This is a genomic window from Burkholderia sp. AU44665 (genome assembly GCF_030504405.1).
Lineage (GTDB): Bacteria > Pseudomonadota > Gammaproteobacteria > Burkholderiales > Burkholderiaceae > Burkholderia > Burkholderia semiarida.
In genome coordinates, this window is sequence record NZ_JAUJRI010000003.1 from 189653 (window position 1) to 211952 (window position 22300).

Consider the following 22300-nt stretch of genomic DNA (forward strand, 5'->3'; position numbering starts at 1 on the left):
ACTGCTACTCCGCGGCAGGATCCAGCCCCAGCGATTGCGCGCCCAGCACGAATTCGGGCAGGGTTCGCGCGCCCATCTTCCGCATTGCGTGGCCGCGATGGATCTTCACGGTGATTTCGCTCAATCCGAGCTCTGCGGCAATCTGCTTGTTCAGGAGGCCGCTCACGACGTATTTCATCACCTCGCGCTCGCGCGGCGTCAGCGTCTGGTAGCGGCGGCGCACGTCGGCGACACGGCTCTCCGACTTCCGCCGCTTCTCATCCTTCAGCAATGCATTCTGGACGACATCGAGCATGTCCTGGTCGCGAAAGGGCTTGGACAGGAAATCCAGCGCCCCGTTCTTCATCGCCTTCACCGACATCTCGACATCGCCATGAGCCGTAATGAAGATGATCGGCAGCTGCACGTCGCCCGCGACGATCTGCTCCTGCAACGCCAGTCCGCTCTGTCCTTTGAGCCGGACGTCGAGAATCAGACAGCTCGGCACATCGGGCTTGTCGAAATCCAGAAACTCCTGCGCGGAGCCAAAGAGCTCGACACTCAAGCCAACCGAGCGAAACAGCCGGCCGAGCGCCTTGCGCATGGAATCGTCGTCGTCGACAACGTACACGACGGAGTTTGTTGCGATGAGATCGGGACCGTGGCTCATGACTGCGTGATTCCTTCAAGCGGTAGAACGAACTGCATCGATGCCCCCTTGTTTTCTTGCGACTCGGCCCAGATGCGGCCGCCATGCCCCTCAACGATCGAACGGCAAATCGAGAGCCCCATGCCCATGCCCTCCTTCTTGGTGGTGAAGAACGGCGTAAACAACGAATTGACGTCTTCGCCACGAATGCCGGGGCCGGAATCCTCCACGCGTACCTGCACGTTCGCGCCATCGACCAGCCCGGTCGACACGACGAGGGTCCGCTTGCGGTCCGCGACGTCGCTCATCGCCTGAACGGCATTCATCAGGAGGTTGATGATGACCTGCTGCAACTGGACACGATCTCCGCGGACCCAGAGCGACGGCTCGCAGCTTTGCGCGACCTCGACGCCGTGAATCTGAAGCTCGCGGCGCACGAGATCGATCGATTGTTCGACGATGGACGTCACGTCGACGAGCGCGTCGTCCCTGTCTCTGCGCTTGGCCATCGCACGGATCTGCCGGATGATATCCGTCGCCCGTCTCGCGTCGTCGGTCATCTGCTCGACGGAATCCCGCACCTCGACGAGATCTGGCACGTCGTGGTCCAGCCAGCGCAGCCCTGCCTCACCTGACGTGACTATCGCAGCCAGCGGTTGGGTGACTTCATGCGCGATCGAAGCCGCCAGCTCGCCGAGCATCGTTACCCGCGTGACATGCGCGAGCTCCGCGTGCGATCGCTCGAGCGCCTGCTCGGCTTGCCGGCGCGCCTCGATGTCGGTGTTGACGCCGTACCAGCGCAGGATCCGGCCGTCTCCGCCGCGCAAAGGTGCGGCACCGACGATCATGCAACGATACTCGCCGCTGCCGAGCTGGACGCGCGCCGTCACCTCGAACGGGCTTCCCGTGGAAATCGCCTGGCGCCACGCGGCGCGCAACGTCTCGATGTCGTCGGCATGAACGATATCGCGCCATACATCCGTGCCGTCACTGGTCCGCACACCGTAATCCGTCCAGCGGCGATTGAGGTACAGCAAGCGCCCGTCTTCGTCCGTGCTCCAGACCATCGCGGGAATCGCGTCGACGGTGGCCACGAGCTCTTCCTTCTGGCGGCGCAATTCGGCTTCCAGCGATTTCGCCTGGGTAACGTCGCTATCGGTGGAAAGAATGGCGACGGGCAGGCCCGACTTGTCTCGCGACACGATCCATCGGCTGGAAATCACGACGCGCTCGCCGTTCTTGCGAATGCGCGTGAGCTCTCCCTGCCAGTTGCCGTGCGCCACCGTCTTCTCGATCAGGTCGGCAATCGGCAGCGCGGCGCCGGTGCGCGTCAGCTCATGGAACGCTTTCCCGAACGCTTCTTGCGCGCTCCATCCGTATAGGCGCTCCGCGCCTTTGCTCCAGAAGCGGATACGCCCGTCGAGCCCGTACACCACGATCGCGTCGTGGGTCAGATTGAGCAAGTCGACCTGGTTCTGCAGCGTCGCCCTGCTGCTCTGATTGCGCAACGCCAATGCCGAGACCGTCACGATCGCGATGACGCTCACGATACAGCGCGCGAGAGAACTGACGGCTATCTGGTCGCTCTGAGCCAGAAGAAATCCGAGGACCGTCAGGGATACGCAGGCCCAGGCCACGCCGACGGTGACCGTTTGGGAGGCGACCGACGCGACCAGCAGCACCACGACGACATACAGAACCGCGACGGCGACGTCGACGGGCGCAAACGCGTCGACAAGGAATACCGCGAGGCCCAACGCAATCGCGACCGCGTATACCGCGGGCTGACTGTTCCGGAGTTGCGCCTGGAGATTGGGCCCGAGCTCGGACGCACGCGCCGCCGCGAGTTCGGCCGGAGCGATGACCGGATCCGCGTATGCGCCGTGGCCGTCACCCGCCTGGCGGTCGTTATTCATAGAGTCACTCGGTAAAGACGGATTTCCGGATCAGGTCCGATTGCTTTCCGAGCCGATCTCCTCCAGGCGCTGCTTGATCTGCGCCGGATCCACCGGTTTGCTGAATACGCAGATCGCGCCAAGCTTCATCGCTTGCTCGCGGGTGGTTTCGGATGGAAAAGCCGTGATGAAGATCACGGGGGGAGCCGGTCCGCGCTCGAGAAGCGCTTCGTACATCTCCAGCCCTGTGATGCCCTTCATCTGGACGTCCGAAATGATACACGCGACGTCCATTATCAAGTCGGCGTCAAGGAACTCCTCGCCGGACTCGTAGACCCTGACCTCCCAGCCGAGCGAACGAACGAGGCTTCGCGTGGCCCTGCGGATGGACCGGTCATCATCGACGATGGAAACAATACCTTGGTTCGGCATACGAGCGGTCCTTGACCTTCAATTCAGTAAAAATATCGAGAACGCGAGCATTTCAGGTCGGCGGCTCGACCGCATCCTATGCCGCCGGCAATCGGCGCGCAAACTATACGTCGGTATGAGTGCCGTCTCGGCCAACACCGTCGTGCGTTGCCCGCGTGTGTCATGCAGTTGCGGCAGTCGCTGCCAGTTGCTGCAGCCCCTTGGGCATGAACCGCGAGTCGTGTCGGCCACTGCCCGCCATCCAGTATGGCGCTGCGTCGCGCCCGCCGTTGATCGCGGGCGTGCCGTCGAAGCTGGCAGTCTCCAGATCGCGAAGCTGGGCTTGAATCCAGTCGATGAACGCCCGTATCGACATCGGCACCTGCCGGCGGTCCGGATAGAGGACAGAAATCGGTAGCGGCGGCGGACCATACTCGTCGAGCACGGTGACGAGCCGCCCTTTTGCGAGCTCTTCCGTCACCATACGCTCGCTGACCTGGGCAATACCGACACCCTCCACCGCATAACGAACCGCCGAACGGACGTCATTGACGGAAATGCGCTCCGCCAGCTTGAGCCGTGTCTCTGCTCCGTCCACGGTGTAGCGGAATTCCCGGGCTGGGCCGAAGCGCCTCGGGGTGTAATGGATGACATCGTGGCAATGAAGGCTATCCGGGTCGGCCGGCGTGCCCCGAACGCGCAGATAGTCCGGACTGGCGACGGTCACCACGTGAAAATCCCCGACGCGCCGGCTACGCAGCGACGAATCCGCGAGTTGTCCGACGACGACGGCGCAGTCCACGCCGTTGGCGATCAGGCCGTCCGCATCCCCGCCGACGTCCACGCGCAAGCCCACCTCGGGGTAACTGGCGTGGAAAGCCGGCACGAGCGGCAAAACCGAATGCGCGACCTCCTGGTCGAGGTCCACCGCCAGCCGCCCACGCGCGATCTTCCCCGCCCCGCTGAGTTGCTGCTGCATATGCTCGATCTCGCCGAGAATGCGCTGGCAGTGCTCCTGATACTGCTCCCCCTCCGTGGTGAGGCGAACACAACGGGTGGACCGCTGAAGCAGCGTGACGCCGAGATGCTCCTCCAATCGACGGACCAGCGTGCTGGCCGACGCTGCACTGATACCGAGCATCTCAGCCGCTGCTGTGAAACTGCCCAGTCGGGCGACGTGACTAAACACTGACATCGCATGCAGAGTACGGTCCATGCTGTTCTCCGGAAATCGTTGCGGTAGAAGGATTAACCGGAAGTCTAGAGAACAGTCGGCCGCGGCAATATCACCTCGTGGGAGTTTGGACCTTATACGATGGTGTTAATAGTCGCACCGCGGGCGCAGCGCGATCGAATCGTCCGGCTCGCCGTATTGGACGGAATCGCCCGCCTACCCGCCGGTACATAGCGTGACACCGACCCGGACTCTCTGGACGACAGACCGGCGCAGTACCATTACGCTCCGTTGAGCAATGTGCTGATCTGAAATAGCGCCGTTACCAGGCATGCACCTGCCCGCATTAGTACGCGATCCGAATTACTTGCGGCCATCGAACATTCATTGGCGGCACTTTGAAAACGCCAATCTCATGCCGCCCTCCTCGATGATGGTCCGGACAGCATCTCCGAGAAAAATCCATCCCCGGATCCGGGTTCTCAAAGCTACGGCAACAATCTCCGTCTCGAGACTCTGGACATGTTTTCGGCAGAAGATCCTGTCAACTGCGGGCAAGGCGACCTTTTCTGCAAACGTCAACCACAAGCCCTCCACTCCCGCCCAACGCCACCATCCCGCCCCCAATAATCCCCTTGACGCCCTATCTTTCGATATATATCTTTAGATATGTTTTGCGACACATAGGACACGATCATGCGGCACAACCCCTTCCGCGGCCATGCCCGCTGCGACAGTCATGGTACGTATGCCCGCCCCGACGGGTTCGCCGGTCTCTGGTACGCGATCGGCCGCCACCGTCGCGGCGGCCCCGATGCATTCGGCAGCGGTCCGTTCGGCGGCCGCGGCGGGCGCGGCTTCGGCGATTTCGGCGACGACGGCATGCCGCGCGGCCGCCAGTTCAGCTCCGACGATCTCCAACTGCTGCTGCTCGCGCTGCTCGCCGAGGAACCGAGCCACGGCTACGAGCTGATCAAGGCGCTCGACACGCGTTCGAACGGCTTCTACAGCCCAAGCCCCGGCATGGTGTATCCGGCGCTCACGTACCTCGAAGAAGTCGGCTTCGTCGCGTCGCAGGCGGAAGGCAACCGCAAGCGCTATGCGCTGACCGACGCGGGCCGCGCGCACCTCGATACCCAGCGTGAACGCGTCGATACGCTGTTCGCGCGTCTCACGCACCTTGCCCGCAAGATGGAATTCATGCGCCGCGCGTTCGCCGGGGAATCGGCGGGCAACGAAGCGCAGGAGGAATCGCAAGCCGGCTGGCTGCCGGAATTCGTCGAGGCGCGTCTCGCGCTCAAGCGCGCGCTGCTGCACAAGAGCGCCGCCAATACCGACGAACAGCGCCGCATCGCCGCCATCCTGCGCCGCGCGACGGCCGAAATCGAAGGCGGCGCCGGCGCGTGAGCCGCGCCGCCCCGTCACCACCCAAGGAGAACGGATTGATGCAGAACACGTCCGAACGCACCGTCACCCGCGTGCGCCACACCCTCAAGTTCCGCCTGCTGCAGGTGCTGCGCGTGCATGCCGTGACGCCGCACCTGCTGCGTGTCACGCTCGGCGGCCCCGATCTCGCGGACTTCGAATCCGCGTCGTTCGACGATCACGTGAAGGTATTTTTCCCGCCGCCCGGCGCGGAGCGGCCCGCGCTGCCGACGCTCGGCGCGAACGGCCCCGAGTTTCCGGAAGGCGAACCGAAGCCGGTCGCGCGCGACTTCACGCCGCGCCGCTTCGACCGCGCCGCCTGCGAGCTCGATCTGGAATTCGTGCTGAACCATCCGGGCCCGGCATCGCAGTGGGCCGCGCAGGCGCGCGTCGGCCAATGGCTCGGCATCGGCGGCCCGCGCGGTTCGTTCGTGGTCCCGACCGATTTCGACTGGCATCTGCTGATCGGCGACGATACGGCGTTGCCCGCCGTCGCGCGGCGTCTCGAGGAATTGCCGGCCGGGGCGCGCGCGGCGGTCGTGCTGGAAGTGGCCGATCGCACCGCGCAGATCTCGTTCGACACGCGCGCCGGCGTGCACGAAATCTGGCGCTTCCGCGCCGAAACCGCCGCGGCGAACGGCGACGTGCTGCTCAATGCCGTCCGGGGCCTGCCGCTGCCGTCGTCCGGCGACGGCTACGTGTGGGCGGCCGGCGAAGCGTTGTCGATGCGCGCGGTGCGCCAGCACCTGACCAGCGAGCGCGGCATCGACAAGTCGCGCATCCGCGCGGCGGCCTACTGGAAGCGCGGCGCGGCGGCCGTGCACGAAACGCTGGAAGACTGACCGGAAACACCGGGTTGGCCGGCGGCCGAAACAATCGTTGCGCCGGCGCAGCGGCGGGCTTGGCACCGGCATCGCGGCTGGTATATATCTGTGTCTGCGCGCCGCTGTCGGGCGACAGCCGCCGCAGCCCGCCCAGGAGCGCCCGGTCATGACAAAAGAAAGCCACGCTTCGCCTTTCCTTCGCCACCTGAAGATCGCCGGTTATTGCGGCCTCGCCGCGGTAGTCCTTGCGTTGTTCGTCGCGATGTGCGCGATCCTGAAGGAAAGCGCCCTCGACCGCGATGCCGCCCGGCATCCGGCCGATACACCCGAACTGCGCGACGGCGGCGGCGGCCCGTCCGCGTCGGCCGAATCGGCCCGCACGTCCGGCTCGCCCGGCTGACGGCAGCCCGGTCGTTTCCTTCCGCTTACGGCGCCTGCCGGCGCCCCATCACGACGGCATGCACCGAATCGCCGAACCGTTCGAGCAGCGCGGTCACACGTTGCCCGTACAGGTGCGCGGCCAGTGCGCCGGCCGTGCCGACCAGCACGCCGCCCGCCATGTCGAACGGCCAGTGCACGCCCGCATAGACGCGCCCCCATGCGATCGCCACGGCCATCGCGGCCATCACGAAGCCGGTCACCCGCGTCGTACCGCCGAGCAGCAGGCCAACCGCCATGCTCCACGCGAACGTCATGTGATCGCTCGGGAACGAGCTGTCCGGCGCGTGCGGAATCAGCTGCGTGCCGACGCCCGCCATGAACGGGCGCGGCGAGAACCAGACATGCCCGAGTACCTGCGCGAGCGCAAGCGCCACGCAAACGCCGACCCCGGCCTCGATCGCCTGACGCCGCGCGGGGCGCGCGCCGAAGATCCAGGTCAGCAGCAGCATCGCGGGCAGCGCATAAACGAGCCAGTCGGCGGCGAAGATCGCGAGGCGGGCAATGCCCGGGTGCGGTGCACTCCCGGCGTTGATGGCGGAAAAGAGGGCGAGATTGACGTTCTGCATGAATCGGGTTGCGTGGGGCGTAAAAAGATCGGCCGGTTGCCCGGTCGGATACGAACGATGCCAGGGCGTGGCCGCTCGAGCGGTACCTGATGCGGCCGCCGCCCGGACAAGGCCCGCGCGGCGAACGCACTTAGAGCCTGCACTGCAACACAAGTTCACACAATTGTCATATTCTGGCGCCACCGTCTCCCGTAAAAGCTCACCGCGATTCCCGTAAAGGCTCACCTTTTCACGTCATGGCGTCATCGACGCGTGCGACCATCGCCCCGGCCGGCGTGCCGTCCCGGCCGTTTGCATCGTTCATCTCAATATTGACGCCGCAAATTATTCGAAATCGGCAACAATTAATTCCAGATGCGGCATCGCACAACGGCAACGCACAGGCATACGATTACGACCACTCATCCACGAAGCGATCAACAACAAGGAGTCCGCATGAAACCCAGCGATGTCCGATCGAAAGCGTTTGCGATGCCGTTGACCAGCCCTGCGTTCCCGATGGGCCCGTACCGTTTCGTCGATCGTGAGTTCCTGATCATCACGTACCGCACCGATCCGGACCGCCTCCGTGAAATCGTCCCCGAGCCGCTGCAGGTCACCGAGCCGCTCGTGCAGTACGAATTCATCCGCATGGCCGATTCCACCGGTTTCGGCGATTACACCGAGAGCGGCCAGGTGATTCCGGTCGAGTACAACGGCCAGCGGGGCGGCTATACGTTGGCGATGTATCTCGACGATCACCCGCCGATCGCCGGCGGCCGCGAGCTGTGGGGCTTCCCGAAGAAGCTCGCGTCGCCCACGCTGCACGTGAACACCGATCACCTCCTCGGCACACTCGATTACGGCAAGGTGCGCGTCGCGACCGGCACGATGGGCTACAAGCACAAGGAACTCGACATCGACGAGCAGGCAAAGCGGCTCGCCGGCCCCAATTTCCTGCTGAAGATCATTCCGCACGTCGACGGCACCGCGCGCGTGTGCGAACTGGTGCGCTATTACATGCAGGACATCAAGATGAAGGGCGCATGGACGGGTCCCGCATCGCTCGAGCTGGCGCCGCACGCGCTCGCGCCGGTGGCCGATCTGCCCGTGCTCGAGATCGTCGAGGCCCGCCACATCGTCGCGGATTTGACGCTGGGCCTCGGCGAAGTCGTCTACGATTACCTGGGCCAGTAACGCGTCCGCAGTCCCTTCTCCCTGTCAATCCTTTCACCACGGGAATTCGAACATGAGCAACCTGAATGGCAAGACCGCAGTCGTCACGGGCGCCGCGAGCGGCATCGGCAAGGAAATCGCGCTCGAGCTCGCCAAGGCGGGCGCGGCCGTCGCAATCGCCGACCTGAACCAGGACGGCGCGAACGCGGTCGCCGACGAGATCGTCAAGGCAGGCGGCAAGGCGATCGGCGTCGCGATGGACGTCACCAACGAGGAAGCCGTGAACGCCGGTATCGACAAGGTCGCCGCGACGTTCGGCTCGGTGGACATTCTCGTGTCGAACGCGGGCATCCAGATCGTCAACCCGATCGAGAACTATTCGTTCGCCGACTGGAAGAAGATGCAGGCGATCCACGTGGACGGCGCATTCCTGACGACGAAGGCCGCACTCAAGCACATGTACAAGGACGATCGCGGCGGCGTCGTGATCTACATGGGCTCGGTGCACTCGCACGAAGCGTCGCCGCTGAAGTCGGCGTACGTGACGGCCAAGCACGGGCTGTTGGGTCTCGCGCGCGTGCTGGCGAAGGAAGGCGCGAAGCACAACGTGCGTTCGCACGTCGTGTGTCCGGGCTTCGTGCGCACGCCGCTGGTCGACAAGCAGATTCCGGAGCAGGCGAAGGAGCTCGGCATCAGCGAAGAGGACGTGATCAAGAAGGTGATGCTCGGCAACACGGTCGACGGCGTGTTCACGACGGTGCAGGACGTCGCGCAGACGGTGCTGTTCCTGTCGGCGTTCCCGAGCGCCGCGCTCACCGGCCAGTCGTTCATCGTCAGCCACGGCTGGTTCATGCAATAACGCCGGCGCCTCCCCGACGGGAGGCGACTTGCGCGCCCCCCCTTCTCGAGATGGCGTGCCGTCGATCGACGTCACGCCATCCATCACCGCCGTCCACGGCGGGCTTTCTCGGAGCAATTGATGAAACCGCACGCGCGTACAGAAAAGCAGGCCGTCGATGCGGCGGATCTGCAGCACGAAGCCGGCGCGCCGGCCGCTGCGCGGTCGCTGCCGTACGAAACGATCGCGCTCGTCCTGCAGGGCGGCGGTGCGCTCGGCGCGTATCAGGCCGGCGTATTCGAAGGGCTGCATGAAGCAGGCATTCCGCTCGACTGGATCGCGGGCATCTCGATCGGCGCGCTCAACACCGCGCTGATCGCCGGCAATGCGCCCGAGCACCGCGTCGAGCGCCTGCGTGAATTCTGGGAAACGATCTGCCAGCCGGCGTTCTTTCCGACGATTCCGGCCGCGTTCGAATTCGCGCTGTTCAACAGCATCGATCAGATCCGGACGTTCTTCACCGCGTCGCAGGCCGCCAGCGCGATGATGCAGGGCCAGCAGGGCTTCTTCGTGCCGCGCTTTCCGCCGCCGCTGCCGGGTGTGTCCGACCATCCTGAGAAAATCAGCTGGTACGACACGTCGGCGCTGCGCACGACGCTGCTGAAACTGTGCGATTTCGACCGGATCAACTCGAGCGAGACGCGCGTGTCGGTCGGCGCGGTCAACGTCGGCACCGGCAACTTCGTGTACTTCGACAACTCGCGCATCCGTCTCGCGCCCGAGCATTTCATGGCGTCCGGTGCGTTGCCGCCCGCGTTCCCGCCCGTCGAGATCGACGGCGAGTATTACTGGGACGGCGGTGTCGTGTCGAACACGCCGCTGATGGAAGTGCTCCGCGCGCATCCGCGCCGCGACACGCTCGCGTTCCAGGTCGATCTGTGGAGCGCGCGCGGGCCGCTGCCGCGCACGATGGCCGACGTCGCCGAGCGCACGAAGGACGTGCAGTATTCGAGCCGCACGCGTTTCGTCACCGACACGCTGCAGCGCGAACAGCGCTACCGCAACGTGCTGCGCCACGTGCTCGAACAGGTGCCGGAAGCGCAGCGCAAGAACGACCCGTGGTGCGTCGAGGCCGAAGCGATGTCGAGCGGGAAGAAGTACAACATCCAGCACCTGATCTATCAGCAGAAGGCGTACGAGCATCACTACAAGGACTATCAGTTCGGTCTGTCGACGATGCGCGACCACTGGTCCGCGGGTCTCGACGACATCCGCAAGACGCTCGCGGTGAAGGACGGCCTCGCGCTGCCCGTCAACGACGCGGGCTTCGTCACGCACGACATTCACCGCCGCCGGTAATGCCGTGTACGACGGGCCGGTGCGCCGCGTGCGCCGGCCCGTCCTCCTTTCCGATTCGACATGCCGATTTTCATTGCGCTATTCGCGCTCATCGCCCTGGGCTGGGGCGCCGTTCATCTGTTTCACGTCATCGCCGCGCAGTTCGGCCAGCCGGTCGCGATCGCGGCCGCCGTGCTGGCCGCCGCGCTCCTGATCGCGCTGATCGCGTGGTGGCTCAAGCGCCGCCGCGACATCGCGCCGAACACGAAGGAAGAAGGCTGGACGCACGTCGTGCATCGCGCGTGGGGCGAGTTGCGCGTGTCCGCGACGCAAGGGCTGCTGTGGCTGTCGCGTGACGGCGCGGACGGCCGCTATACGCTGTCGCAACTCGACGGTTGCGAGGCCGCGCCGATCGACGGCCGCTGGCATCTCGTCGTGCGCGTGCGCGACGCCGTGCACGGCGAATGGAGGCTGCCGATGATGGACAAGCGCGATGCGCGGCGCTGGGCGCGCGTGCTCACGCTGGCGAAAGACAACCGGCTCTGAACGCGTGCGGGCCGCGCGGCCGGCACGGGCCAGCCGCACGACGGCCCGCTATCGCGCACTGAGCGCCCACAGCGCATCGAGCACGTGCTGCGTCGCCCGTTCGACCGAGCCCGCCCGATGCGCAATGCCCAACTCGCGCCACAACGCCGGCCGTAGCGGCCGCATGACGATGCGCGCATCCGGCAGCGGAGCCCCGGCTTCGTGCGGCAGCAGCGTCGCGCCGTACCCTGCGGCGACCAGGCTCTTGATCGCATCGTTGTAGTTGAGTTCGATCCGCGGCTCGGGCCGGTGGCCGGCGAGCGCGAACCATTCGGCCGTGAGCCGCGACAGGCGCGTCGTCGCATCGTTGAGAATCAGCGGCCGCGCGGCCAGATACGCCGGCGTCACCCGAGCCGGAAGCGGCCAGTCCGCAGGCAGGAAAGCCATCACCGGGTCTCGACGCCATGGGCGGATCGACAGCCCCGCGACCGGCGCCTGCGGCAGCGCGACCAGCCCGACATCGAGCGTGCCTTGTGCAATGCGCGCCAGCGTGTCCTGCGACGTGAGCACCGCGATCTGCACGTCGATATCCGGATGCCGCGCGCGCAATCCGGCCACCGCCTGCGGCAACAGATGCGCGATCGCACCGGTCGATGCGCCGAGGCGGACACGCCCCGTCAACCCCTGCACCTGTCGCTGCACGTCGTCCAGCGTGGCTTCGACTTCCGCCAGCAGACGCCGCGCCCGCTCCACCAGCATTTCGCCGATCGCCGACGGGCGCACGTTGCCGCGCGTGCGCGACAGCAGCGGCGCGCCGACGCGGCTTTCCAGCTCGGCGACATGCAGGCTGACGGTCGGCGGCGCGAGATGAAGCCATTGCGCCGCCGCCACGAACGATCCGTGGTCCGCGATCGCGACCAGCGTACGCAGACGGTCCAGACTGATCTCGCGCATCACACACCTCTCGTTCAGGAAAGCTGAATCGGACGGTCAGTAAATTCAACTTTTCCTATTCTAGGCGTTCGGTGGACGATACGGCTTCCCCCGACGATCGAACGCGACGCACACGACCATCATGAGCCTCCCCATTGTCTTCATCGACGGCGACCAGGGCACGACCGGGTTGCAGATCCACGCGCGGCTGCGCGACCGCACCGACGTGCAACTGCTCACGCTTCCCGCCGCCGAACGCAAGGACGCGGCGCGGCGTGCCGACGCGCTCAACGCGTGCGATATCGCGATCCTGTGCCTGCCCGACGCGGCCGCGCGCGAAGCGGTCGGCTTCATCCGCAACCCGGCGGTACGCGTGATCGATGCGAGTTCGGCCCATCGCACGCAGCCCGACTGGGTCTACGGCTTTCCCGAGATGGCCGACGGACATGCACGGCACATCGCTCATGCGAAGCGCGTGACCAATCCCGGCTGTTACCCGACCGGCGCGATCGGCCTGCTTCGCCCGCTGTTGCAGGCAGGCCTGCTGCCGCGCGACTACCCGGTGAGCATCCACGCGGTGTCCGGTTACTCGGGCGGCGGGAGGGCCGCCGTCGACGCATTCGAATCGGGCGACGCCGCCGCCAACGCGTTGCCGCTGCAGGTCTACGGCCTCGCGCTCGAGCACAAGCACGTGCCCGAGATCCGTCAGCATGCGGGGCTCGCGCACCGCCCGTTCTTCGTGCCGGCCTACGGTGCCTATCGGCAAGGCATCGTGCTCACCATCCCGATCGAGCTGCGCCTGCTTCCGGCCGGCGTGACGGGCGAGCGCCTGCATGCGTGTCTCGCGCATCACTACGCGGATGCGCATTACGTCGACGTGATGCCGCTCGCGGACGCACGCGCGGCAACGCATCTCGACCCGCAAGCGCTGAACGGCACCAACGACCTGCGGCTCGGCGTGTTCGTCAACGAAGATCGTGGCCAGGTGCTGCTGTCCGCCGTGTTCGACAATCTCGGCAAAGGGGCATCCGGTGCCGCCGTGCAGAATCTCGACTTGATGCTCGGCGCGCGACGCGCGGCGTGACGCGCCCGCGGGCATCGTCGACGGTGCCTGCGCACGTCTCCCGCAAAAGCTCACCTTTAGCCGGTTTCAGGCCGCATCGTCACCCGCGGCCGCATTCAGGCCGGCGAGCGTCTCCACCAGAAAATCCACGCACACGCGCACCTTCGCCGATGCCGCGACGCGTTCCGGATACACGGCCCAGATGTTCGCGGGCTGGATCGCGTCCGGCAGCACGCGGCACAACGCGCCGCGTTCGATCAGCGGCCCGGCTTCCCAGATCGAGCGCAGCACGATGCCGCGCCCGGCCAGCGCCCACTGCACGGCCACCTCGCCATGGTTCGTCGACAGCGCACCGCCGACCTTCACCGTGGCCGTCTCGCCGCGCACGTTCAGCCGCCATACGCCGAACGGATGGTCGCGCTCCTTGATCGCGAGACAGTCGTGCGACGCGAGATCCGCGAGCGAGCGCGGCATCCCGCGGCGCGCGAGATAGTCGGGCGACGCGCACAGCACGCGGTAATTCGCGGCGAGTCGGCGCGCGATCAGATGATCGGCGATGTCGTCGCCGATGCGCACGTCGAGGTCGTAGCCTTCGCCGGCCACATCGACGAGCCGGTCGAACAGATCGAGCCGCACGTTCAGTTGCGGATAGCGCGCGCTGAAGTCGAGCAGCGCCGGCGCGACGACGTGCCGGCCGAAGCCGAAGCTGCTCGACATGCGCAGCGTGCCGCGCGGCACCGTGCGCGTGGTCGACACGTCCTCGACGAGATGATCGACGTCGTCGAGAATTTTTTCCGCACGCGCGAAGACGCGCTCGCCGGCCTCGGTCACCGTCATGCGGCGCGTCGAACGATGCAGCAGGCGCGTGCCGAGTTGCGCCTCGAGCATCGCGATGCGCTTGCTGACATACGCGGGCGACACCGCGAGCTGCTCGGCGGCCGCGCTGAAGCTCATCAGTCGGACAACCAGGCTGAACACGCGCAGGTCGTCGAGGTTCGGCGATTTATTCACGATTCGTGGAAAGTCGATTAACTTTTGCGTGATTTTAATCCAGATTGAAACAAATAGAATGACGTGACGGGCCGCTGCCTTCCCGGTAGCCGGCCGAACAGCCAAGGAGATTTGCATGACCGACAGGACTTACAGGATCGCCGTGATCCCCGGCGACGGCATCGGCCGCGAAGTAATGCCCGAGGGCCGGCGCGTGCTCGACGCCGTGACCGCGCGCTTCGGCATCCGCTTCGACTTCGTCGAGATCGACTGGGCGAGCTGCGACTACTACGCGCAGCACGGCACGATGATGCCGGACGACTGGAAGGCCCAACTGTCGGGCGTCGACGCGATCCTGTTCGGCGCGGTCGGCTGGCCCGCGACCGTGCCCGATCACATTTCGCTGTGGGGCTCGCTGCTGAAGTTCCGCCGCGAATTCGACCAGTACATCAACCTGCGGCCCGCGCGCCTGTTCGACGGCGTGCCGTCGCCGCTCGCCGGCCGCCGCGCGGGCGACATCGATTTCATGATCGTGCGCGAGAACACCGAGGGCGAATATTCGTCGGTTGGCGGCACGATGTTCGAAGGCACCGAGCGCGAAGTCGTGATGCAGCAGTCGATCTTCACGCGGCACGGCACCGAGCGCGTGCTGAAATTCGCGTTCGAGCTCGCGCAGCGGCGCGCGAAGCGCGTCACCGTCGCGACGAAAAGCAACGGCATCGCGATCAGCATGCCGTGGTGGGATGCGCGCGCGGCCGAGATGGCCGAACGCTATCCGGAGATCGCGGTCGACAAGCAGCACATCGACATCCTGTGCGCGCGCTTCGTGCTGCAGCCGGACCGCTTCGACGTCGTCGTCGCGTCGAACCTGTTCGGTGACATCCTGTCGGATCTCGGGCCGGCCTGTACGGGCACGATCGGCATCGCGCCGTCGGCGAACCTGAACCCGGACCGCACGTTCCCGTCGCTGTTCGAGCCGGTGCACGGCTCGGCGCCCGACATCGCGGGGCAATACATCGCGAATCCGGTCGCGATGATCTGGTCGGCGGCGATGATGCTCGACTTCCTCGGCAACGGCACGGGCCGCGAACGCGACGCGCACGATGCGATCGTCGCCGCGATCGAGGACGTGCTGCGCACGGGGCCGCATACGCGCGATCTCGGCGGCAAGGCGGGCACGCAGGAAGTGGGCGAGGCAATCGCCGCGCGGGTTGCGGGTTGACGGTCATGCCCGGCGCTCGCGCCGGGCGGCGTCGCGTGAATCCGGCTGCGGTGAGCGACACGCGATACGGTTGCGCACTTGTGCGGACTCCGTCGATGCGTCGGCAGTCAAATCGAGCGGTGAGCAACGACGCATCGCAACGCGCACTGCTTACACAGTTTGTCGTTGAAAATCGAAGTCGATCCGACCGGTGAGTTGCACGCCGCACTCGCACACACCAATCATCAACACACGATCGCATCGACGCGATCGGTGAGATGCCTTACGCGGTGAAGCACACCGCTGCACGTCGCCACATACGCCGCCTCACCGGGCGCAACGCCGCGTCGACCTGTTCGAGGCACACAGCTCGACGCGACATTTCACCTCGTCCCGAAAAATCTCACCTTCAGCGGACGGCTCCCGAATTTCCTCACCATTGAACCCCGGTGATGCGTTCGCCGGTCCGTTGAACGCGTGCTCGCATCACAGCCCGAGGTCGGACAACCCCGGATGATCGTCGGGGCGACGGCCGAGCGGCCAGTGATAAAGACGGTCCGCCTCGCGAATCGGCAGATCGTTGATGCTCGCGTGACGATGCGCCATCAGGCCGTTTTCATCGAACTCCCAGTTCTCGTTGCCGTACGAACGGAACCAGTTGCCTGCATCGTCATGCCACTCGTACGCGAAGCGCACCGCGATGCGATTGCCGTCGAACGCCCACAGCTCCTTGATCAGCCGGTAGTCGAGTTCGCGCGCCCACTTGCGCTGCAGCAGCCCGACGATCTCGTCGCGGCCCGTCACGAATTCCGCGCGATTGCGCCAGCGGCTTTGCGGCGTATAGGCGAGCGACACGCGTTGCGGGTCGCGCGTGTTCCATGCGTCCTCGGCGGCGCGCACTTTCTGGCGCGCCGTTTCGAGCGTGAAGGGCGGAACGGGCGGACGAACTTCGGGGGAAGCGGACATGGGTTGCTCCTGTTCAGGGTGACGGCCGCGAACGCACGCGGCCGGTTCGGATTCGCTGCGTCGGCTACCGCGATACGGTATCGAGCAGCAGTTCAGCCGTCGCGCGCGCATCGCGCGCGGCGTTTGCATCGCCACTGACGAGCGCCACGCCAATCGCGCCGTCGATCAACACGAGCCACTGACGCGCGATGCGCGCGAGCCCGCGGCGCTCGATGCCGGTTTCGTCGGCATAGGCGTCGAAGCGCTCGCGCACGAACGCCAGCAGGCGTGCCTTGTGCATACGGGCGACGACGCGCACGGGATCCTCGGCGTCGGGTATCTCGCCCGACGCATTCAGGAACGCGCAGCCGTGAAAGTCGGGCTGCCCGAACCAGTCGCGCAGCACGTCGAACATGCCGAGCAGTTGCGCGCGCGGCGTCTTGCCCCGCGCCAGCGTGGCGTTGACGAACCAGCGCATCCAGCGCTCGTCGCGACGTTCGAGCGCGGCGACCACCAGCGCCTCTTTCGATTCGAAATGCGAATAAAAGCTCTTTCGCGCCGCGCCGGATCGCTTGACGATCGCATCGACACCGGTTGCGTGGATGCCGCCCGAATAGATCAGCGCTTCGGCCGCGTCCAGCAGCCGCTCGCGAACGCCCGGTTCGCCGGAGGAGTCGAGAAGTGGATTCATGGGTTTACGGTAGAACGATCGTTCTACCTTGTCAATATCCGGATGAAAAAGCCCTGTCGGCGGGAGGGCTGAATCGTGCCCGAAGCGCTGGCTCGTCGGGGTGAGCCTTCCGTTCGAGCAGTGCGGATGGGAAGGTGAACGAATCAGGTAGGGGTCGGCGCACCGATCGATGTCGATAACGCCTCGTATCAGTGAGTCGCAACGCAGCGTGCGGCTCACGGTGGACGTGCCGGGTCGGTACGATCTCGCATACGGTCGCGAGCGAACCCTCGCACGCCAAGCGAAGCGGGGAAGCGCGTGGAAGAGGAGAAACGGGCGCCGAATGCTATGGCGGGGAGAAGCGAAGCAGTTGCCGAGAGGTGACGCGAGCCTGCTATTGCGCATCACCTATGCGCGATCGTGTGATGATTCGGCGCACGAACACGGCTCCCGAAAAATCTCACCTCAAGCGTTCAATCGTGCGTCCGCGGCGCGACGGTGCGTGTGTGCAAACGAAAACGGGGCAGCCGGCAAACGTGCCGCGCCGCCCCGTCTCTCGATACCCGACTCAGACCGTCCAGTCGAGAATCACCTTGCCGCTTTCGCCGGACAGCATCGCGGCGAAGCCTTGCTCGTAATCGTCGGCCGCGAAGCGATGCGTGATGATCGGCGACAGGTCGAGGCCGCTCTGCAGCATCGCGACCATCTTGTACCAGGTCTCGAACATCTCGCGGCCGTAGATGCCCTTGATCTCGAGCCCCTTGAAGATCACCTGGTTCCAGTCGATCGCCGTCTGCGCGGGCGGGATGCCGAGCAGCGCGACCTTGCCGCCGTGGTTCATCGCCTCGAGCAGGCTCGTGAACGCGCTCGGCACACCGGACATCTCGAGACCGACGTCGAAGCCTTCGGTCATGTGCAGGTCGGCCATCACGTCGCGCAGCGACTCGCGCGCGACGTTGACCGCGCGCGTCGCGCCCATCTTGCGCGCGAGTTCCAGCCGATAGTCGTTGATGTCGGTGATGACGACGTTGCGCGCGCCGACGTGCTTCGCGATCGCGACGGCCATGATGCCGATCGGCCCCGCGCCGGTGATCAGCACGTCTTCGCCGACCAGGTTGAACGACAGCGCCGTGTGCGTCGCGTTGCCGAACGGATCGAAGATCGACGCGAGATCGTCGGAGATCTCCGGCGGAATCTTGAACGCGTTGAACGCCGGAATCGCCAGGTATTCGGCGAATGCGCCTTCGCGGTTCACGCCGACGCCCACCGTGTTGCGGCATAGATGCCGGCGCCCGGCGCGACAGTTGCGGCAGAAACCGCACGTGATGTGGCCTTCGCCGGACACGCGATCGCCGATCGCGAAGCCGCGCACTTCCTGCCCCATCTCGACGATCTCGCCGACGTATTCGTGGCCGACGTGCATCGGCACCGGAATCGTCTTCTGCGCCCAGTCGTCCCACTTCCAGATATGGATGTCGGTGCCGCAGATCGCCGTGCGGCGGATCTTGATCAGCACGTCGTTGTGGCCGACTTCGGGACGCTTCACGCGCGTGAGCGTGAGGCCGGGGCCGCGTTCGAGCTTTGCCAGTGCTTTCATGGTCGCGCCTCCGTCAGATGATGCCGAGCGACTTGCCGACGCGCACGAACGCGGCGACCGTCCGGTCGATCTGCTCGGGCGTATGCGCGGCGCTCATCTGCGTGCGGATGCGCGCACGGCCGCGCGGCACGACGGGGAACGAGAAGCCGATCACGTAGACGCCTTCGCCGAGCAGCCTGTCGGCCATGTTCGTCGCGAGCTGCGCGTCGCCGAGCATCACCGGGATGATCGGATGCGCGCCGGGCACGAGCGTGAAGCCGGCTTCGGTCATCTGCTTGCGGAACCGCGCGCCGTTCTCGCGCACGCGCTCGCGCAGCTTCGCGCCTTCGTCGCTGCCGAGCAGTTCCAGCACCTTCAGCGACGCCGCGGCGATGCTCGGCGTGAGCGTGTTCGAGAACAGATACGGACGCGAGCGCTGGCGTAGCAGCTCGATCACCTCGCGACGCGCGGCGACATAGCCGCCCGACGCCCCGCCGAGCGCCTTGCCGAGCGTGCCCGTGATGATGTCGACGCGGCCTTCGACGCCGCAGTGCTCGGGCGTGCCGCGGCCATGCGTGCCGATGAAGCCCACCGCATGCGAATCGTCGACCATCACGAGCGCGCCGTATCGATCGGCGAGATCGCAGATGCCCTTCAGGTCGGCGATGATGCCGTCCATCGAGAACACGCCGTCGGTCGCGATCAGCTTGTGGCGGGCGCCCGCGGCGTCGGCTTCCTTCAGCTTCGCCTCGAGGTCGGAAAGATCGTTGTTCTTGTAGCGAAAACGCTTCGCCTTGCAGAGGCGGATACCGTCGATGATGCTCGCGTGGTTCAGCTCGTCGCTGATCACCGCGTCGTTCTCGTCGAGCAGCGTCTCGAACAGCCCGCCATTCGCGTCGAAGCAGCTCGAATAGAGGATGCTGTCCTCGGTGCCGAGAAACGCGGCCAGCGCGCTTTCCAGTTGCTTGTGGACGGTTTGCGTGCCGCAGATGAAGCGCACCGACGCCATGCCGAAACCGTCCTGGTCGAGGCCGGCCTTCGCCGCGTCGACCAGGCGCGGATCGTTCGCCAGGCCCAGATAGTTGTTCGCGCAGAAATTGAGCACGCCGGCACCGCCGGCGAGCCGCACGGCTGCCGCCTGGGGACTCGCGATCTCGCGCTCGGTCTTGTAAAAACCGTCCGCGCGGATCTGGTCGAGCGTCCCGCGCACCTGGACGAGAAAGGCATCACGCATCGCAAAGCTCCTGACAGGGTTTCGCATTCCGCAGCGCACCGCTCGTGGCGGCGCAACGGCCTGCTACTGTTATAGTCGGTCGTTCGGTTGACCGCATTTATCCGATATTCCGAACTAGAATTCGAAATATCGAACAACTCTAAGCGAACGGAATTCAAATGGCAAGTTCCCCCGGATCGCGGCGCACGCCTGCCGGCGCCGCCCCGCAACCGCCTGCCGCGACCCCGCCGCGCGTGGGCGAGCAAATCCAGCGGCTGCGCAACGAGCGCAAGCTGACGCTCGACGACCTCTCGCGCGCAGCCGGCGTATCGAAATCGATGCTCTCCGAGATCGAACGCGACAAGGCCAACCCGACGATCGCGGTCGCGTGGCGGCTGACGAACGCGCTCGGCATCACGCTCGATGAACTGTTCTCGCAGCCGAAGGCGCCCGAGACGATCCGCGTGGACGGCCCGCACGACATTCCGACGCTCGCAGGCCACGACGGCCGGTACCAGTTGCGCGTATGGGGCCCGATCGACCTCGCCGGCAAGTTCGAGTGGTACGAGCTGACGCTGCCAAGCGGCGGCGCACTGGTATCGAACGCGCACGAACCCGGCACGCGAGAGCACCTCACCGTGCTGCAGGGCGCGATGGAAATCGAGGCCGCCGCGGCCAGCCGACGCCTGAAGACGGGCGACACCGCGCGCTACCCGGCCGACGAGCCGCATGCGATCCGCAACCCCGGCAAGACCGAAGCGCGGGCCTTGTTGATCGTGATCCATCGCTGACGGCGCGTATAGTCGGCCAAAAGGCAGATCGCAGGCCAGTTGCGGAAAATACTGTATGTTTGTACAGTATACGGACATTCCGCCATGCATGGGCCGGAGCCGGCGCACCGAGGCGCCCGCCCCGGTCGACAGGAGCCTGCAATGACAGAAGAACAAGATTTGGCCGCGCTCAGCTTCAAGGCTGCCGCGCACGACCTCGAACTGATCGTTCGCCATATCGCCGCGCGCTACATCCGTCAGCGCGTACCGCTGACATGGCGCCTGCTGCACGCGATCGAAGCCGAAGCGCTCGCCGATCTCGGCTTTGCGAGCCGGCACGACGCCGGCATGCGGCAACTGTTCGAACGACCGTCCGACATGACGTTTCCCGAAACCGACGATCCAATCGACTTCGGGCGCTCGAACGCGCTGCCCGCGGTCTTTTCATTCGCCGTTCTCGCGTACGAAGCCGCAGCAACCACGCACGACACCGCGCGGCCCATGCGCGCTCACCGCCCGTCCAAGGCGTGGGGCGACTGAAGGCCGAGCCCCGGCCGCGATGCATGGCGGCCGGTTCACCCGCGTGCTGCCCGATACGTTGCGAAAAGGGCTACGATATACGCAACTAACGGAATTAACACCATGTCCCTTCCCGCCTCTCCCGACACCGCCGCGCGTGTGGAAGAAAAGGATCTGTTCGACCGCGACGCATCCGACTGGGTCGTCTCGCCCGAAGCCGCGTTCGACGCGTGGCTCGCGATGCAGGACTATCGCCGCTCGTCGGCCGATGTCTATCGCGCGCAATGGGGCGCGTTTCTCGCGTGGATGCGTGCGCATCAAAAGAATCTGGCGACGGTCGATACGCCGACCATCGCGAACTTCGTCGGCGAGTTGCCGATCAAGAAGACACAGCGGATGCGCTATTTAAGGCTGATCGAGCGTGTGCTCGACCATATCCGCCGCACCGAATACGCATCGACCAATCCCGCGCGTTTCATTGCTCAGGATGGCGAAGCGAACTGGCGCAAGGCCCGCGACAACGAACCGACCGGCTTCCTCACACCGGCGGAACGCGCGACGTTGCTCGCGTATCTGTTTTCGCCGATCGGCGTATCGGGCGCCGCGTACTGGAAGGAGCGTCGCGACCGCGCGCTCGTTGCCGCGTTTCTCGGCGCCGGCATCAAAACCGGTGAAGCGCGCGCGCTTACGATTAGTTGCATCAATACGAGCGGCACGTCGCTGCGGATCGAGTCGACGCATCCCGATTACGCGCGCGAAACCCATCTCGCCTCGTTCGCGATCGCATTGCTCGAAGCCTGGCTCACCGAACGCAAACGCCAGGAGATTCCGGGAGAACTCGTGTTCCCCGCGTCGCATGCCGGGCGGCCGATGCACAAGGCAACGATGCTGCGCGCGATCGACGCGATCGTCGAATCGGCCGGGCTCACGTCGTCACGCACCGCGCGCGCAAGCCCGCAAACATTGCGCAATACGTACGCGGCCGAACTGTTCGAGCACGACGTCCCGCCCGAGCGGGTCGGCAAATGGCTGGGCTTCATGCGGCCGATCTCGTCGAATCGCCTGCATCGCGCATGGAAAAACTGGCGCGACGGGCTGGCCGACGACAACGGTGACGCGTCCGACCGCGACGAAACTCACTGATCGGGAAACGGCTGCTCACGCAAAACGATCCGTGAGCAGCCTTGCGTGGCGCAGCCT

Annotated in this window: 23 protein-coding genes; 12 read left to right on the top strand and 11 right to left on the bottom strand. The window is 65.6% G+C overall.

Going from position 1 to position 22300, the window contains the following annotated elements; genetic code table 11:
- Positions 1-4: 4 nt before the first annotated feature.
- The 4 genes from QZM15_RS09365 to QZM15_RS09380 form a co-directional block, all read right to left on the bottom strand.
- Positions 5-649, bottom strand: coding sequence for a response regulator transcription factor (locus QZM15_RS09365; RefSeq protein ID WP_059644999.1), 645 nt, complete (start codon positions 647-649; stop codon positions 5-7).
- On the bottom strand, positions 646-2544 hold the full coding sequence (locus QZM15_RS09370) for a PAS domain-containing sensor histidine kinase (protein WP_059581408.1): 1899 nt from the start codon (positions 2542-2544) through the stop codon (positions 646-648). The genes QZM15_RS09365 and QZM15_RS09370 overlap by 4 nt, the downstream gene beginning before the upstream one ends.
- 30 nt (positions 2545-2574) lie before the next feature.
- Positions 2575-2955 carry a response regulator transcription factor gene (locus QZM15_RS09375; protein WP_059581410.1) on the bottom strand — a complete coding sequence of 127 codons (381 nt, stop codon included), beginning with the start codon at positions 2953-2955 and terminating at the stop codon, positions 2575-2577.
- A 160-nt stretch (positions 2956-3115) separates the two neighbouring features.
- A complete protein-coding gene (locus QZM15_RS09380) occupies positions 3116-4150 on the bottom strand; it encodes a LysR family transcriptional regulator (RefSeq protein WP_302106266.1) in 1035 nt (344 codons plus the stop codon).
- Between the two features lie 654 nt (positions 4151-4804).
- On the opposite strand from QZM15_RS09380, the gene QZM15_RS09385 reads away from it, so the two are divergent.
- The 3 genes from QZM15_RS09385 (at position 4805) to QZM15_RS09395 (ending at position 6757) form a co-directional block, all read left to right on the top strand.
- A complete protein-coding gene (locus QZM15_RS09385; RefSeq protein WP_302106267.1) occupies positions 4805-5515 on the top strand; it encodes a PadR family transcriptional regulator in 711 nt (236 codons plus the stop codon).
- A gap of 38 nt (positions 5516-5553) precedes the next feature.
- Positions 5554-6375 (top strand): siderophore-interacting protein, encoded by an 822-nt coding sequence (locus QZM15_RS09390; protein ID WP_302106268.1) that lies wholly within the window; start codon positions 5554-5556, stop codon positions 6373-6375.
- Between the two features lie 148 nt (positions 6376-6523).
- Complete coding sequence (locus QZM15_RS09395; RefSeq protein ID WP_060317637.1) at positions 6524-6757, top strand: hypothetical protein; 234 nt, start codon at positions 6524-6526, stop codon at positions 6755-6757.
- Between the two features lie 25 nt (positions 6758-6782).
- On the opposite strand, the gene QZM15_RS09400 is transcribed toward QZM15_RS09395, so the two are convergent.
- Positions 6783-7364: an undecaprenyl-diphosphatase gene (locus tag QZM15_RS09400; protein ID WP_302106269.1), complete on the bottom strand. Its 582-nt coding sequence runs from the start codon at positions 7362-7364 to the stop codon at positions 6783-6785.
- A gap of 435 nt (positions 7365-7799) precedes the next feature.
- Here QZM15_RS09400 and QZM15_RS09405 point away from each other — a divergent pair, with 435 nt between their 5' ends.
- The 4 genes from QZM15_RS09405 (at position 7800) to QZM15_RS09420 (ending at position 11241) form a co-directional block, all read left to right on the top strand.
- A complete protein-coding gene (locus QZM15_RS09405; RefSeq protein WP_059581426.1) occupies positions 7800-8540 on the top strand; it encodes an acetoacetate decarboxylase in 741 nt (246 codons plus the stop codon).
- Between the two features lie 52 nt (positions 8541-8592).
- Positions 8593-9378 carry a 3-hydroxybutyrate dehydrogenase gene (locus QZM15_RS09410; protein WP_099318111.1) on the top strand — a complete coding sequence of 262 codons (786 nt, stop codon included), beginning with the start codon at positions 8593-8595 and terminating at the stop codon, positions 9376-9378.
- A gap of 120 nt (positions 9379-9498) precedes the next feature.
- The gene (locus QZM15_RS09415; RefSeq protein ID WP_099318109.1) at positions 9499-10716 is read left to right on the top strand and encodes a patatin-like phospholipase family protein; all 1218 of its coding nucleotides are present in this window, start codon (positions 9499-9501) and stop codon (positions 10714-10716) included.
- Between the two features lie 60 nt (positions 10717-10776).
- On the top strand, positions 10777-11241 hold the full coding sequence (locus QZM15_RS09420; protein ID WP_060317653.1) for a hypothetical protein: 465 nt from the start codon (positions 10777-10779) through the stop codon (positions 11239-11241).
- A gap of 48 nt (positions 11242-11289) precedes the next feature.
- Here QZM15_RS09420 and QZM15_RS09425 read toward each other — a convergent pair whose 3' ends face one another.
- Positions 11290-12174, bottom strand: coding sequence for a LysR family transcriptional regulator (locus tag QZM15_RS09425; protein WP_302106270.1), 885 nt, complete (start codon positions 12172-12174; stop codon positions 11290-11292).
- Between the two features lie 121 nt (positions 12175-12295).
- Between QZM15_RS09425 and argC the strand changes: the two genes are divergently transcribed.
- Positions 12296-13237 carry an N-acetyl-gamma-glutamyl-phosphate reductase gene (argC, locus tag QZM15_RS09430; protein ID WP_302106271.1) on the top strand — a complete coding sequence of 314 codons (942 nt, stop codon included), beginning with the start codon at positions 12296-12298 and terminating at the stop codon, positions 13235-13237.
- 66 nt (positions 13238-13303) lie between these two features.
- Here the strand turns inward: argC and QZM15_RS09435 are convergent, their stop codons facing one another.
- Complete coding sequence (locus QZM15_RS09435) at positions 13304-14227, bottom strand: LysR substrate-binding domain-containing protein (protein WP_226224077.1); 924 nt, start codon at positions 14225-14227, stop codon at positions 13304-13306.
- A 115-nt stretch (positions 14228-14342) separates the two neighbouring features.
- Here QZM15_RS09435 and QZM15_RS09440 point away from each other — a divergent pair, with 115 nt between their 5' ends.
- Positions 14343-15428 carry a tartrate dehydrogenase gene (locus QZM15_RS09440; protein ID WP_059581446.1) on the top strand — a complete coding sequence of 362 codons (1086 nt, stop codon included), beginning with the start codon at positions 14343-14345 and terminating at the stop codon, positions 15426-15428.
- A 465-nt stretch (positions 15429-15893) separates the two neighbouring features.
- Here the strand turns inward: QZM15_RS09440 and QZM15_RS09445 are convergent, their stop codons facing one another.
- The 4 genes from QZM15_RS09445 to QZM15_RS09460 form a co-directional block, all read right to left on the bottom strand.
- Positions 15894-16373, bottom strand: coding sequence for a nuclear transport factor 2 family protein (locus QZM15_RS09445; RefSeq protein ID WP_059581450.1), 480 nt, complete (start codon positions 16371-16373; stop codon positions 15894-15896).
- A gap of 64 nt (positions 16374-16437) precedes the next feature.
- Positions 16438-17043: a TetR/AcrR family transcriptional regulator gene (locus QZM15_RS09450; RefSeq protein WP_302106364.1), complete on the bottom strand. Its 606-nt coding sequence runs from the start codon at positions 17041-17043 to the stop codon at positions 16438-16440.
- Positions 17044-17590: 547 nt separating this feature from the next.
- Positions 17591-18619 carry an L-threonine 3-dehydrogenase gene (gene tdh / locus QZM15_RS09455; RefSeq protein ID WP_006480187.1) on the bottom strand — a complete coding sequence of 343 codons (1029 nt, stop codon included), beginning with the start codon at positions 18617-18619 and terminating at the stop codon, positions 17591-17593.
- A 13-nt stretch (positions 18620-18632) separates the two neighbouring features.
- Positions 18633-19832: a glycine C-acetyltransferase gene (locus QZM15_RS09460; RefSeq protein ID WP_302106272.1), complete on the bottom strand. Its 1200-nt coding sequence runs from the start codon at positions 19830-19832 to the stop codon at positions 18633-18635.
- Between the two features lie 158 nt (positions 19833-19990).
- Between QZM15_RS09460 and QZM15_RS09465 the strand changes: the two genes are divergently transcribed.
- The 3 genes from QZM15_RS09465 (at position 19991) to QZM15_RS09475 (ending at position 22243) form a co-directional block, all read left to right on the top strand.
- A complete protein-coding gene (locus QZM15_RS09465; RefSeq protein WP_124860083.1) occupies positions 19991-20602 on the top strand; it encodes a helix-turn-helix domain-containing protein in 612 nt (203 codons plus the stop codon).
- A gap of 141 nt (positions 20603-20743) precedes the next feature.
- Complete coding sequence (locus tag QZM15_RS09470; protein ID WP_302106273.1) at positions 20744-21121, top strand: DUF2471 family protein; 378 nt, start codon at positions 20744-20746, stop codon at positions 21119-21121.
- 102 nt (positions 21122-21223) lie between these two features.
- Positions 21224-22243 carry a tyrosine-type recombinase/integrase gene (locus QZM15_RS09475; RefSeq protein ID WP_060317664.1) on the top strand — a complete coding sequence of 340 codons (1020 nt, stop codon included), beginning with the start codon at positions 21224-21226 and terminating at the stop codon, positions 22241-22243.
- Positions 22244-22300: the final 57 nt, after the last annotated feature.

Excerpts from the sequence above, each read along its gene's own strand:
- QZM15_RS09365 (WP_059644999.1), bottom strand. The coding sequence starts at position 649 with ATGAGCCACGGTCCCGATCTCATCGCAACAAACTCCGTCGTGTACGTT.
- QZM15_RS09370 (WP_059581408.1), bottom strand. The coding sequence starts at position 2,544 with ATGAATAACGACCGCCAGGCGGGTGACGGCCACGGCGCATACGCGGAT.
- QZM15_RS09375 (WP_059581410.1), bottom strand. The coding sequence starts at position 2,955 with ATGCCGAACCAAGGTATTGTTTCCATCGTCGATGATGACCGGTCCATC.
- QZM15_RS09380 (WP_302106266.1), bottom strand. The coding sequence starts at position 4,150 with ATGGACCGTACTCTGCATGCGATGTCAGTGTTTAGTCACGTCGCCCGA.
- QZM15_RS09385 (WP_302106267.1), top strand. The coding sequence starts at position 4,805 with ATGCGGCACAACCCCTTCCGCGGCCATGCCCGCTGCGACAGTCATGGT.
- QZM15_RS09390 (WP_302106268.1), top strand. The coding sequence starts at position 5,554 with ATGCAGAACACGTCCGAACGCACCGTCACCCGCGTGCGCCACACCCTC.
- QZM15_RS09395 (WP_060317637.1), top strand. The coding sequence starts at position 6,524 with ATGACAAAAGAAAGCCACGCTTCGCCTTTCCTTCGCCACCTGAAGATC.
- QZM15_RS09400 (WP_302106269.1), bottom strand. The coding sequence starts at position 7,364 with ATGCAGAACGTCAATCTCGCCCTCTTTTCCGCCATCAACGCCGGGAGT.
- QZM15_RS09405 (WP_059581426.1), top strand. The coding sequence starts at position 7,800 with ATGAAACCCAGCGATGTCCGATCGAAAGCGTTTGCGATGCCGTTGACC.
- QZM15_RS09410 (WP_099318111.1), top strand. The coding sequence starts at position 8,593 with ATGAGCAACCTGAATGGCAAGACCGCAGTCGTCACGGGCGCCGCGAGC.
- QZM15_RS09415 (WP_099318109.1), top strand. The coding sequence starts at position 9,499 with ATGAAACCGCACGCGCGTACAGAAAAGCAGGCCGTCGATGCGGCGGAT.
- QZM15_RS09420 (WP_060317653.1), top strand. The coding sequence starts at position 10,777 with ATGCCGATTTTCATTGCGCTATTCGCGCTCATCGCCCTGGGCTGGGGC.
- QZM15_RS09425 (WP_302106270.1), bottom strand. The coding sequence starts at position 12,174 with ATGCGCGAGATCAGTCTGGACCGTCTGCGTACGCTGGTCGCGATCGCG.
- argC (WP_302106271.1), top strand. The coding sequence starts at position 12,296 with ATGAGCCTCCCCATTGTCTTCATCGACGGCGACCAGGGCACGACCGGG.
- QZM15_RS09440 (WP_059581446.1), top strand. The coding sequence starts at position 14,343 with ATGACCGACAGGACTTACAGGATCGCCGTGATCCCCGGCGACGGCATC.
- QZM15_RS09445 (WP_059581450.1), bottom strand. The coding sequence starts at position 16,373 with ATGTCCGCTTCCCCCGAAGTTCGTCCGCCCGTTCCGCCCTTCACGCTC.
- QZM15_RS09450 (WP_302106364.1), bottom strand. The coding sequence starts at position 17,043 with ATGAATCCACTTCTCGACTCCTCCGGCGAACCGGGCGTTCGCGAGCGG.
- tdh (WP_006480187.1), bottom strand. The coding sequence starts at position 18,619 with ATGAAAGCACTGGCAAAGCTCGAACGCGGCCCCGGCCTCACGCTCACG.
- QZM15_RS09460 (WP_302106272.1), bottom strand. The coding sequence starts at position 19,832 with ATGCGTGATGCCTTTCTCGTCCAGGTGCGCGGGACGCTCGACCAGATC.
- QZM15_RS09465 (WP_124860083.1), top strand. The coding sequence starts at position 19,991 with ATGGCAAGTTCCCCCGGATCGCGGCGCACGCCTGCCGGCGCCGCCCCG.
- QZM15_RS09470 (WP_302106273.1), top strand. The coding sequence starts at position 20,744 with ATGACAGAAGAACAAGATTTGGCCGCGCTCAGCTTCAAGGCTGCCGCG.
- QZM15_RS09475 (WP_060317664.1), top strand. The coding sequence starts at position 21,224 with ATGTCCCTTCCCGCCTCTCCCGACACCGCCGCGCGTGTGGAAGAAAAG.